13 protein-coding genes are annotated in these 12,017 nt (G+C 48.3%); 4 read left to right on the top strand and 9 right to left on the bottom strand.

Going from position 1 to position 12,017, the window contains the following annotated elements:
- Positions 1–19: 19 nt before the first annotated feature.
- The 3 genes from LN737_RS08070 to LN737_RS08060 form a co-directional block, all read right to left on the bottom strand.
- Positions 20–721, bottom strand: a complete 702-nt coding sequence (locus tag LN737_RS08070) for a DUF1080 domain-containing protein (protein ID WP_405517789.1) — start codon at positions 719–721, stop codon at positions 20–22.
- Positions 722–755: 34 nt separating this feature from the next.
- The gene (locus LN737_RS08065; RefSeq protein ID WP_405517787.1) at positions 756–2,540 is read right to left on the bottom strand and encodes a glycoside hydrolase family 9 protein; all 1,785 of its coding nucleotides are present in this window, start codon (positions 2,538–2,540) and stop codon (positions 756–758) included.
- 78 nt (positions 2,541–2,618) lie between these two features.
- A complete protein-coding gene (locus LN737_RS08060; protein WP_405517785.1) occupies positions 2,619–3,968 on the bottom strand; it encodes an alpha-L-fucosidase in 1,350 nt (449 codons plus the stop codon).
- Between the two features lie 301 nt (positions 3,969–4,269).
- Here LN737_RS08060 and LN737_RS08055 point away from each other — a divergent pair, with 301 nt between their 5' ends.
- On the top strand, positions 4,270–4,782 hold the full coding sequence (locus LN737_RS08055) for a DUF2911 domain-containing protein (protein ID WP_405517783.1): 513 nt from the start codon (positions 4,270–4,272) through the stop codon (positions 4,780–4,782).
- A 59-nt stretch (positions 4,783–4,841) separates the two neighbouring features.
- On the opposite strand, the gene LN737_RS08050 is transcribed toward LN737_RS08055, so the two are convergent.
- The 5 genes from LN737_RS08050 to lysM form a co-directional block, all read right to left on the bottom strand.
- Positions 4,842–5,927, bottom strand: a complete 1,086-nt coding sequence (locus LN737_RS08050) for a M20 family metallo-hydrolase (RefSeq protein WP_405517781.1) — start codon at positions 5,925–5,927, stop codon at positions 4,842–4,844.
- Between the two features lie 63 nt (positions 5,928–5,990).
- Positions 5,991–6,431: an OsmC family peroxiredoxin gene (locus LN737_RS08045; RefSeq protein ID WP_405517779.1), complete on the bottom strand. Its 441-nt coding sequence runs from the start codon at positions 6,429–6,431 to the stop codon at positions 5,991–5,993.
- 194 nt (positions 6,432–6,625) lie between these two features.
- A complete protein-coding gene (locus LN737_RS08040; protein WP_405517777.1) occupies positions 6,626–7,510 on the bottom strand; it encodes a serine protease in 885 nt (294 codons plus the stop codon).
- A gap of 163 nt (positions 7,511–7,673) precedes the next feature.
- Positions 7,674–8,585 carry a DUF937 domain-containing protein gene (locus tag LN737_RS08035; protein ID WP_405517776.1) on the bottom strand — a complete coding sequence of 304 codons (912 nt, stop codon included), beginning with the start codon at positions 8,583–8,585 and terminating at the stop codon, positions 7,674–7,676.
- A gap of 148 nt (positions 8,586–8,733) precedes the next feature.
- Positions 8,734–9,198, bottom strand: a complete 465-nt coding sequence (lysM, locus tag LN737_RS08030; protein ID WP_405517774.1) for a peptidoglycan-binding protein LysM — start codon at positions 9,196–9,198, stop codon at positions 8,734–8,736.
- Positions 9,199–9,416: 218 nt separating this feature from the next.
- Between lysM and LN737_RS08025 the strand changes: the two genes are divergently transcribed.
- Genes LN737_RS08025 through LN737_RS08015 form a run of 3 tightly spaced genes read left to right on the top strand, consistent with a single transcriptional unit; the run spans position 9,417 to position 11,590 of the window.
- Positions 9,417–10,349 carry a hypothetical protein gene (locus tag LN737_RS08025; protein ID WP_405517772.1) on the top strand — a complete coding sequence of 311 codons (933 nt, stop codon included), beginning with the start codon at positions 9,417–9,419 and terminating at the stop codon, positions 10,347–10,349.
- Positions 10,331–10,780: an SGNH/GDSL hydrolase family protein gene (locus LN737_RS08020; RefSeq protein WP_405517770.1), complete on the top strand. Its 450-nt coding sequence runs from the start codon at positions 10,331–10,333 to the stop codon at positions 10,778–10,780. The genes LN737_RS08025 and LN737_RS08020 overlap by 19 nt, the downstream gene beginning before the upstream one ends.
- Before the next feature lie 9 nt (positions 10,781–10,789).
- A complete protein-coding gene (locus tag LN737_RS08015) occupies positions 10,790–11,590 on the top strand; it encodes an outer membrane beta-barrel protein (RefSeq protein WP_405517768.1) in 801 nt (266 codons plus the stop codon).
- A 55-nt stretch (positions 11,591–11,645) separates the two neighbouring features.
- On the opposite strand, the gene LN737_RS08010 is transcribed toward LN737_RS08015, so the two are convergent.
- On the bottom strand, positions 11,646–11,984 hold the full coding sequence (locus LN737_RS08010; protein WP_405517766.1) for a helix-turn-helix domain-containing protein: 339 nt from the start codon (positions 11,982–11,984) through the stop codon (positions 11,646–11,648).
- Between the last annotated feature and the right edge of the window lie 33 nt (positions 11,985–12,017).

Genomic DNA, 12,017 nt, shown 5'->3' with positions numbered 1-12,017 from the left:
CTACAGCAATACAAGGGGATTATTTTTTAAGAAGCGGTTTCACGGCAACCTCTTTGAAATAGACTACGTCGCTATCGCCATGATTCTGTAAACCAATATAACCGGCCTCAGGCCGACGGCCCCGATAGGGTTCAAAGTCAAATTTACGCTTGGGTACCGGATCACCCTCCCGATAATCCGTAACTTTCACGCCATTAATCAGCACAATGGTACGTGGTCCATCCAGCGTTATTTCCATGGTGTTCCATTGCGGACCTGGCTTACCCGGTTTAGCCAGAGGTTTTGTCAGCGAGTACAGCGTTCCGGTATAATGGTACTCATCCTCGTTTGAGGTTTCGGGGTGGTTATCAATCTGCACTTCGTACCCATAATGAACCGGCATCCATTCTTCGTGCGGCTCAATAGGTATCCGGATAAACACACCAGCGTTGCTGTTTTCTTTTTGCATCCGGTAAACCACCCGAATTGTACAGTTGCTGAACTTCTCCTTTGTCCAATAGAGCAGTCCCAGTCCACCGTGCCCCCGTATCAAACCGTTTTCGACTGACATACTTCCTTTGCCTACGTGTTGCCATCCTGCCAGGGTCTTTCCGTCGAATAGCTGTCGCCAGCCGTTGGCCACACTGGATTTATTGGTTTGAGCATCCACGGGTTCATTGCGACCCAGGAAAAGAATCAGGGCGCTACTGATTATCCAGAAAATTCGTTTCGTTTCGTTCATCTGCAGTCTGCCAGTTATGGGTTTAAGGAGAATCTTACTGTTTCGCTACCGCTTCGCGCTGTAGGGCTTCAATGGCGGCTGTTAGATAAACCATTGGGGCATTCCAGTTGATAGCGATTTCGTTGGAAGCATACGAACAGGACTGGTCAAGATAAACTTCATCGGCAATTGTGGTTGTATAGCCGGAGCATTTGTCCTGACGGGCGGCATTGGCATTCGTCCCTCCCGACAACAGCCCCGGAACCGGCGCTTGAATACCATCTGCTACCGACGGGCGGTGATGTGGATTTAAGGTTGATTTCTGCCCAAACCCCGTTAAGAATGAATAACCCACAGCATTACGCCCAAAGAGATAATCCAGATTGGTCAGGGCGTAGTTCAGGTATTTACGATCATTCGTTAAACGGTACGCCTGTATCAGGGCAATGCCCTGGTTAGCTGCTTCGGCGCTACTCCCCCATATAAAATCTCGGGTCGATTTCCCCATAACGGTCCCAAATGCCTGCTGATCAACGCCTTCTATCAACGTATTAGCCAGCCCAACAACGTGTTTTTTCGCCTGCGTTACTACGTCCTGATTCCGTAATGGCTTGTCCTTTGCCATACGAGCGAGGGTGTAATAGCCAAGCGTCCGGACCTGTGCCCACGATGGCAGCGGGGTTTTATCATCCGGAAAAAGATTAACCGCTGTAGCATACGCTTCGTCCTTTGTCGTTACGTACAACTCCGAGGCAGCCCAGATCCATTCGTCGGAAGCGTCTTTATCTTCATAACCACCGGTCGTTACGTCCGGGTCCAGGCGTTGATTCATATCGTTCTGACGGTAGTACAGGTCCGGGTTCTTTTTTGCCCACTGCCAGGCATGTACAGCTGCCGTCAGGCATGAATCGGCCAGACCGGGAAGCTGGCGGTTATACGGTTTGAAAAGTCGGGAAGCCTGTGCCATTACGGCAGCGAAATCGAGGGTGGCCGTGTTGCTTTTCTGGACAACGTAACGGTCTTTAGTGGCTTTGTCGGGCATCACCATGCCATCAAAACCAGGGTTGGTCAGTTTATGATAAACGCCACCGTCCGTTGGGTCCTGCATGGTGAGCATCCACCGCAGGTTCCATAAAGCCTCATCCAGAAGATCAGGCAAGGCATTGGTACTCTCCGGAATATTTGTTTTCAAACGTTGGCAATAGGCCGGAAAATCTTCGTACAGCGACAGCAGAGTGCCCATTGTAATTCCCGAATTGACGATGTACTTATTGTAATCGCCCGCATCGTACCAGCCCCCCGGCGACGAGATAATCGTACCCGCGGGCCGATTGGCGGAAGCCGCCGACGGATGAATCAGCACATGCGTATCCGGATGCCCCGCCGGACGACTCCATTTCCCGGCATACGTAGCGGGCAGACCAACAGAAGCCCGCTGGTAGTAAAATCCTTTCAACGACCCAATCGCAGCCGCCTGAAACACATCTGCTTTAATCGAAAATGGATAGGAATGGCCAACGCCCGGAATCCTGACAACAAAAGTCCCGACCGATTTAAAGTCCGAAAAATCTGCAGTATGCGTTGTTTTACCCGAAATCGAATTTTGCCGGGCAGGACCAAGTACGCCTTTGAATACAACCGTCTTCAAATCGGGTGTAGTTATTTCAAATGGCCCTGATGCATCGCCAACCACAATGGCAACTTTCGGCGCGCTTGGATAAAATCCCAACTGATTCAGCCGAATCGATTCGGAAAGCGGCTGCGCTGACAGACTGATGCCGACTGTAATCGAAAAAAGCGTCAGGATAAAAAGCGAAGTGATTCTAGAGGCTGAACTCATTGGAAAACAGACAGTGATGTTAACTTCCAGAAAGTATAAATCTTGCTGGAAGTGGCTATGAGATCGATTCAGTATTGGCTATTCCTCCCGCGAAGATGCCTTGAAAACACCTATTTCGGCGAGTTGTACAGGTCCACTGGTATTGGTAAAGGTCAGTCGGAGCCGGTTGCTGCTTACAACCGGGAAGCTTAGCAATCGCTTATAGCCTACTGTAGTAAACGTTTGCAGCGTTTTCCAGCCTGCTCCATCCCAATACTCAACCCGTCCGCTGGCTACGTGCTGTCCGTTGGCAATATTTTCCTGAATCGAAATCCGGTCAAACGTCTTTTCTCCGCCCAGTTCAACGGTTAGCGGCTGATTGGCCGAGAGCGTTGTAAACGTACCTAATTGTTTATCGGTGAGCTTAGGCTGTTTCGTAATCAGGTTATTCTTAAACGTTTCGTCCAGAATACTGCGAAACTCCTTCAGGCTGGCCACGTCCGAGTCCGCAAACAAGCCCTCCCGATTCGGTGGTACGTTGAGCAGCAGCAAGCTATTCCGGCCAACAGACTGATAATACAGGTTCACCAGATTCTTGCCCGAACGCACTTTTGTATCTTCCGAGGAATGGTAAAACCAGCCCGGACGTATCGATACGTCTGTTTCGGCCGGAACCCACTGCTTACCAGCCGGGTCGCCCCGATTGAGGTATTTGGAATCCGCTTTACCGGGCGCCAGTCCATCGGTATTAATGGTCGACCAGCAGGTTTCGCCCGCATTTCCGGCTTCGTTACCTACCCAGCGCACATCGGGGCCAGCGTCGGAAAACATGACTGCATTTGGTTGCAACTCACGTACCATCGCCCAATAGCCCGCAAAATCGTACGTCATATCTTTGGCATTTTCGCCTTTAGCCCCGTCGAACCAGACTTCCGAAATCGGTCCATAATTGGTCAGGAGCTCACGTAGCTGGCTTTTGTAGTAATCATTGTAAGAGGCTGTACCGTAGCGGGGTTCGTGCCGGTCCCAGGGCGAGAGATAAACTCCAAATTTCAACCCAAATTCACGGCAGGCATCGGCTACTTCGCGTACTACGTCGCCTTTGCCATTTTTCCACGGGCTATTTTTCACTGAATGCTCCGTCATTTTTGATGGCCACAGACAAAAGCCATCGTGGTGCTTTGCCGTGATGATTGCCATCTTAAACCCCGCATCTTTAAGGGCTTTGATCCATTGCCGGGCGTCAAGTTTGGTCGGGTTGAAAATGGAAGGACTTTCCGTTCCGTCACCCCATTCCTTGTCCGTATACGTATTGACCGTAAAGTGCAGAAAGGCCGTCGTTTCGAGCGGTTGCCAGGCCAGCTGACGTGGCGCAGGCTTGGGTTGAGCGTAGGTCAGAGTGGTAGCTAACATAACCGCCAACCTGGTAAGACGAAAAGAAATGCGCATAGAGTAGTAAGGAAGTCTGCAAATGACGGTTGAGCCATTGCGTTTTGAATGACCAAAAGTACGTAAAAATCGACCTTTCCTTGCCGGTAAGCTAACCGAAAACAAGCGAATCACGCCAGGGCCAGTTCCTTATTCAATCCAGCGAAGGACTTATCTGAAAGCCTTAGTCCGGTAAAATAATACGGTAAAACCCGTTGATTGTCAGTGTGAACGTACTTGAATAAAGATGAACAGTAAATCCTGATTCGTTTATTCGAGCCACAATGTACTTTTGCGTAGTTCTTAAACACATAAAGACACAATGAACACAAAACAACTGCTCTTTTCGCTGGCTTTCCTGCTGGCGACCTTGACCCTCAACGCTCAGGACGATCCATCCAAACGCCCTAGTCCTCCAGCTCAGGCTAAAGCTACCGTTGGCGGTAAAACAATCACCATCAACTACAGTCAACCTGCGGTGAACGGTCGGGAAATATGGGGAAAATTAGTGCCCTACGGTCAGGTTTGGCGTACTGGAGCCAATGAAACGACGACTCTTGAGGTTTCGGATAACGTAACTATTGAAGGTAAATCACTGGCAAAAGGCCGTTACGCGCTTTTTACAATTCCGAACGAGAAGGAATGGACGATCGTAATCAACAAGACTATCAAATGGGGCGCATTCAGCTACAAGCAGGATGAAGACGTACTGCGCGTTAACGTACCCGCCAAGAAGTCAGATAAGTTCTTCGAACGGATGACGATTGCGATCTCAAATCAAGGCGTAGTATCGATCAACTGGGCCAATGCGCAGGCAGATTTCAAAATAAAATAACCGCGTAAATAAAAGTCGGTCAGGTGATACAGCCTAACCGACTTTTGTTTGATAACCTCTTAGAGTATCTGCTCCAACATCCGGATATAACCATCAACACCTTCTTCTATTTCGTGCAGATAAATAAATTCATCCGCCGAATGCGACCGTCCTGAATGCCCAGGCCCACACTTAAGCGATGGACAGTTGAGTACAGCCTGATCAGATGTAGTTGGGGACCCGTATGTATGTCTACCTAATGCTACCCCTGCCTTAACAATTGGATGATCAGCCGGAATAGATGACGGTTTTAAACGTATCGATCGTGGTTTTACATCCGACTGAATGTTGGCTTGTATCGTTTCAATAACTTCTTCTAGTGTATACTGTTCCGTTACCCGCGCATCGATGGTAAACGTACAGGTATCGGGCACTACATTGTGTTGTGTCCCTGCATTAATGATTGTCACCGATAGCTTTACGGGACCGAGCGTTGGCGATACCTTCGGAAACTGGTACGTTATCAGCCAGTTGATATCCTGAATCGCCTTATAAATAGCGTTATCGCCCTCATCGCGGGCCGCATGACCACTAATGCCGTGAGCCGTACAGTCGAGTACCAGCAGCCCTTTTTCGGCAATGGCCAACTGCATTTCAGTCGGCTCTCCAACAATAGCGAAGCTGATTGGCGGCAGTTCCGGCAATAAAAGCTCCAGCCCATCGCGTCCTGAAATTTCTTCCTCGGCCGAAGCAGCAAGCATCAGATTGTAGGCCATATCGGGCCGGTCATAGAAATAGACGAACGTAGCGATCAGCGATACCAGACAGCCACCGGCATCATTACTGCCCAGGCCGAACAGCTTACCATCGCGCTCCAGCGGGTTAAATGGATCGAGCGTCCATGATTTATTCGGCTTCACCGTATCATGGTGCGAATTGAGGAGTATGGTTGGTTTAGCCGGGTCGAAGTGGCGGTTTTTCGCCCATATATTATACCGAAGCCGTTCGAACGGAATCTGTTTTTCGAGAAAAAAAGCGGCAATCAGTTCCGCAGTGTGCTCTTCTTCGCGGCTGAAGGAGGGAGTCGCAATCAGCCGTTTGAGCAGATTGAGCGCATCGGCCGAAAGAGCCGTTTGCTGCGCGGTATGCGCACTAAGTTGAGGCATAAAAAAGAGACTTTAGCCGCTCAAAGATACGGCCAAAGTCTCACGATCAGCTATTGATTCCGCTTATGCTTCCAGCGTCGCGATTTTCGTTACCTGAATGTCGGGGTTAAGTGCCTGCGAAATAATGCAGTTTTTTGCGGCATCGGCGGCAATTTGCTCAAACTGTTCCTGCGAAATGCCGGGTACTTTCCCTTTAATCTGCAATTCAACCGCGGTTACTTTCAGACCCGATTCGGTCTGTAAAGTTAAGGTAGCACTGACACTCAGCTCGTCGGGTGTAAAACCAGCCTGCCCAAGCGTAGCGCTGGTGGCCATACCGTAGCAACCGGCATGTGCGGCTGCCAGCAACTCTTCGGGGTTTGTGCCTGCCTTGCCATCTTCGCTGACGAGACGGGTTTTGAATGAATATGGGGTGTTATCCAATACACCACTGAACGACGACATGGTACCTGCGCCGTCCTGCAAGCCGCCTTTCCACACGGCTGAAGCTCTACGTTTTAACATAAATGATGAGGATTGCACGTTAATGGCATCCGGCTACATAACCGCAAACTGTTTATAAGGGTTTTGCAATCCGGCGAATCCGATCTCATTTCAACCGTTTTATTTTACACTAGCCAACAGCAGTGGGCACGTTTTAGCGCTCTTAAAGCCGATTGCTCCATTTTATTTTCTCAGGAAAATCCAGAGTTTCGGCATCAGCCCTCATAGAATTTTACGCCTTTCTCGCGCAGAAATGCCTTGATGACATCGACATGAACACACTGTCCTACGTTTAGAAAGGGATAATTTGACACCTTGCTCCGGCGCCCATTGATCAGCACTTCGCGGTCTTCGATATCAAAACCCATGTGTAAATGACGTGTAGACGACTGCATACCATAAATAAGTCCTTTGGGGTCAAACAACGGTCCGCCACTCTGCCCGCGCAAGCCTGGGGTACTCATTTCAATACCCGTTATTGATCCTTTGTCACGAATTAATCGTGTTACGATACCGTCGATAGGAAAGTGAGGAGACGTAATACGCCCTAGAGTCGTCCATTCAATGTCATCAATAGAGGGGTTGTAGCGAAAGTTTGTAAACTCAGGAAATGGGTAGCCAAGGCGGCATAAACTACGACCCGGTTTTACCAGGCTGCTATCGCCAAGAAACGTAGCGCAGGAACGATACAATTTCCGGCCATAGCCTTCAAAACGAAGCAGGGCCAGGTCCTCAGTTGGATGGTATTCAGTGGTGAGCTTCTGGTATTGATCGAAGCAGTTTATAAAGCTGTTACGTATCCGAACAACCGTATTTGGGCTCAGCTTGAACTTGTTTTCCAGTTGAGTGATCAGATGGCCGGCATTTTTTTCCCGTTGCATATATCGCCGTTCGCCCAGAAAGCTCAGATAATTCTGATGAATCGTGTCGACCTGATCGATTAATTCGGCAACGTGCTTACAAGTGATTGCAACGCCATCTTCATTCACAAAAAAGAGAGTGGCCGTACCTGGCACAATATCACTGTGGCCATAGAGCCGTACGATTGAGTGAAGAGGTCGAGTAAAGGCATCAACGCGTTCAATGGCGTCAACAAACATAAAATCAGTGAGTAAGTCAATTAATTGATCAACCGGATTGCTACGTTGTTAAGGTAACGACCCGATTAACGGACCAATTTACTGACTAATCGACTATTTTTCAGGTTTTCCTTTTACCTGACCAGGCTCAATAGCTCCAGCCGACGCAGGGAAACGCTACCAGCTATCGATTCAGTTTTGTCGAGTCACGAATACCTAGTGGACCGGGTGCCGTTGAATCAGTGGTCTGGCCGTGGGCATCTTCTATACTTCTCTTGGTAGCCGCCGATGTATCTTCCACCGCATTCGGCTCAACGCGAGACGTAGAATCTGTGCTAATGCCATCCGTTCCGTTCTGGTTCTCACTGCATTTCTGAATTAACAGAGCCAGCACCAGTACAGCAACAGCAATCATGGCCCAGCGGAGCCACCGAACGTTTTCGTGTCGACGTTCGCCTTCGCTACTTTTCGCAATATTGGGATTAACAGCTGTATTGCTGAAATTATCTTCACCCTGCACTTCAGTCTGTGGCCCTGTAGGATCGGGAAGTTCATCAAAACCCAATAAACTACTCATGGCTTCCAGACCACTAGGTAATGCTTGCCGAAGCTCACCGACCTGACCTCTCAGTAAGGTTGTCAGACTTTCAGCCGTGAGTCCTTTTTCCTGCTCCTGTCGGCCCAGAATCCCCATCAGTATCGATCCGGTCAGGCTCAGGACAGTCTGCACAGACTGAGGTTTTGTGCCGCTGTAGGCACTGATCAGTTCTGTAGCGCGGGTAAGCTTATCATCAAAAACTTCACCGATAAAATCGCGGCCAGCAGCAATTTTATCATTACTGATTGCATTCCCGTCGAGTGCCTGGCTCACGTCGTAGGGCGTATCGCCATAGTCGCTTTTATCCAGAACGCTGATTACTGACGACGCCCCGCCTGATGCCTGCACCCGCCGGGCCAGCCCACCCAATAAAGTTGGCAAAGCACCATTTATAGCTTTCAGAGTGTTAGCCGACGATTCGTTTAGTGCAGTACTGAGCTGGTCAACAACAGTTGGTGTGAACTGCTCTTTCAGGTAAGGGATCAAATGAACGGCCATAAGTATTACATACAGTTGCGTTCAATACAACCGGCCATGTGCCCGAATGTTTTATTCTTAAAAGGCAGCGGGTTCTCCAGGTAGTAAGTTAGCTACGATTAGCTAAACACGTACTGCCTGGAGAACCCGCTGCCTTTATCACTTATGCTTACAATTGCGGAATCCGCAGAACCTGATCGGGATAGATCAAATCAGGATCTTTAAGCATCGGTTTGTTGGCTTCGAAAATAACACCGTACTTCATCGGATCACCATAAACTTCTTTAGCGATTTTCGACAGGGAATCACCTGATTTAACCGTGTAGTACTTACCTTCTGGTGTAGGCTGATCCACAGCTAGTTGGTTATCTACGGCCGATACGCCTTCTACATTACCTACAGCCAGAGCAATTTTTTCAGCATCTTCCTGCGTTTTTACCGAACCCGTCAACGTAACTGTATCGCCTTTTGTCTTTACAGTAAGGCTGTTGTACGCAAGCCCTAACTGCTTCACATGATCAAGAAGCGCTTGTGCACGTACTGGTTCAACTTTTTCAGCCTCAGCCGGGGCGGCTGGTGCATCGTTATGAAATATTTTTTCGCCTACTCCTTTGAAAAATGATAAGAGACCCATGGTTTAAGATGTTTTAATGAAAGATGTAATAAACGGCCGGCAAGTATGCCATTTAGCTGTCTGAAACAACCGACTCGCTGAAGGATTGTTCAGCGTGATTGGATCAGCCCTATTAAGTTTTACGTAAAAAGACCCAACTGGTCACATAAAAAGGAATAATTTTGCGTTCTTTTTTTACAAGTTAATCTTCTGTTCTTCCAATTAATTATTCCGCTCGAATGCACTTCAACAACTTTCGGTGGGGGCTGACGCTAACCGTACTGGTTGGCCTGACTGCCTGTACCAACAATGACATTGATCCGAACGCGGGCAATACAGTAATTCCCAGTAAGGGCAGTGCTGATTTTACGAAATACGTAGCGGTAGGGAATTCACTGACAGCCGGTTTTGCAGACGGAGGGCTTTATCGGGAAAGTCAGCTTAATTCGTATCCCAGCATTCTGGCTGGCCAACTCAAAACCGTTGGTGGGGGTGATTTTGTACAACCTCTTTTTACCGAAGCACAGGCTGCCGGATCGGGGTATCTTAAGCTTGTTCAGGTGCCAGACACGGCCAATCCAATTACGTTGCTAAATGCTTTTAAACAGGTAGCGCCGGGAGCCGTTCGGGGAAGCAATTCACAGGGCGGTGCTTTATATACCAAATTTTCGGGTGCGAATCAGAATCTGGGCGTACCGGGCATCAAAATGGCGGATATTTTATCGGCAGGCTACGGCTCTTCTATTGGAAATCCCTATTTCGAGCGGCTACTATCCGATACCGACCCCTCGACAACGTATTTTCAGTACGTAAGCAATAACCTGACGGGTGCCACTTTCTTTTCGTGCTGGCTAGGCAATAACGATGCGCTCTCCTATGCTACCTCCGGCGGTACAACCCCACTAACAGCCACTGACTTATTTACCACCAACTACACGGCTATAATGAACAAACTGACCGAGGGTGGACGTAAAGGCGTTGTAATCGGCATTCCGAACATTACCGTTACGCCCTATTTCCGGGTGGTGACCTTGTCGGTCATCAACCGGGTTATTAAACTCCTGTCACCAACCTCACCGAATGTTCCAGCCTTAGCAATCCAGGCATCAGATGCACCGCAAGGCGTTCGGGCATCGACACCCAACGATCTTTTTTGTTATCCCTGGCCTTAAATCAAACCGAGCTAACCAAGTTCGGCCGTACGGATGTAGGCACAAAAGTGGGGCGTTACGCCATCGACGCCACCAATCCGTTGCCCTCCCAATTTGTTTTGGATGCCGGTGAAATAACTGCTCTGAATGCCCGAATCGCTGAATTCAACAGCGTCATGAAAGCACAGGCGGATGCCAAAGGAGTAGCTTATGTTGATCCAAACACGATCATAAGTCAGGTTGCCACAACAGCTGGCCTTGTCCAGAATGGCGTTACGTATACATCTGCTTTTCTGCTTGGGGGCGTATTCAGCCTCGACGGTATTCACCTGACTCCGGCCGGTTATGCACTGATGGCCAACGAAATTATCAAAGGTATTAATAGCAAATACGGGTCTACTATACCACCGGTTAATCCTGCTAATTACCACCGTGTACTCCTGCAACAATAACATTTACGCATGAAACGTAATCAGATTTTATTCATTGCGCTGCTTCTGATGAGTGCATCAACAGCTTTCGCCCAAACGATATCAACCCGGAGTATTGAGTTTGGCATTAAGGCCGGAGGCACATTCACCCATGGCTTTACGAACATTCCAGCTCAAACGATAGGTGGTGTTGATATACCCGCTGTAGAAAACAGAAGCAACGGTGTTGGCATCGGTTATTCGGGAGGATTGTGGGCACGTAAAAACTTTAGTAATTTTTACATTCAGGCTGAAGCAACTTATAATCGATACGTATTAAAGCAAAAGACCATTGCTACCGTTGATGTAAATGCCAACCAGACTCTCGCCAACGCCCTGCCAATCAGCGTACAGCCCGGCTTACTTACTGTTACGTTAAATGCCGTTTCCGAATCGATTCTGGAATCCGTCGACGTACCGATTTTAATAGGTAAACGCTGGATAGGTGGAAAACTTCGTGGTTACGCTGGGCCAAACTTTATTTTCGTACAGAAAGCGGAAGTAACTCGAACGACCAATGGTCAGATCAACGCGAACCCAGGTGTTGGCTTCCCCCAAACATCCCTGCCAGCTACTACCGGCACAACGGACCTTCGGAACAAATACATAGCGCAATATCTGGAGGTGAAAGATTTTACGTATGCTTTAGAACTAGGGGCGGGATATAGTCTGCTTGACGTTTTAGATGTCGATGTAAGGTATGCCGTACCTGTAGGAGGGATTTATAAGGATACAAAAATTACGGGTTTTCTGGGTATTGCTACCGTTTCACTCGCATTCAAAGTATTCTAAATGCAGAATCGGGTAAGCGACTCAACGCTTACCCGATTCTGCATTTGTTGGCTGCTTAAGGTTTCATTAGAACTTCACCAACCGTTGTCAGCTTCGTCAAAATTGGTAAAATTTGCCTTCCCTTTACCGTCAGTTCGTATTCAACGCGGGGCGGTGTTTCTTTAAGTGCCCTTTTTTCGATTACGCCTAAATTAATTAAGGCTTTAAGTTCCTGAATTAAAACCTTTTCACTGACCTGTGGAATCATTCGACGTAATTCACCATATCTACGTACTTCAGTGCCTAATTGAAAAATAATATACAGGCGCCATTTTCCACCAATCACCTCCAGCGTTTTCTTAAGAATTGACTGCTTGGCATCAACCGATTTCCGAGTACTAATTTTTGCGCCCATAACGAAGTTTTCCTACTAACCATTTGGTAAGTA

The sequence above is a fragment of the Spirosoma sp. KNUC1025 genome (assembly GCF_045160025.1).
Taxonomy (GTDB): domain Bacteria; phylum Bacteroidota; class Bacteroidia; order Cytophagales; family Spirosomataceae; genus Spirosoma.
Note: the sequence above shows the minus strand (reverse complement) of the source record. Positions and strands in the feature narration are given on the sequence as shown.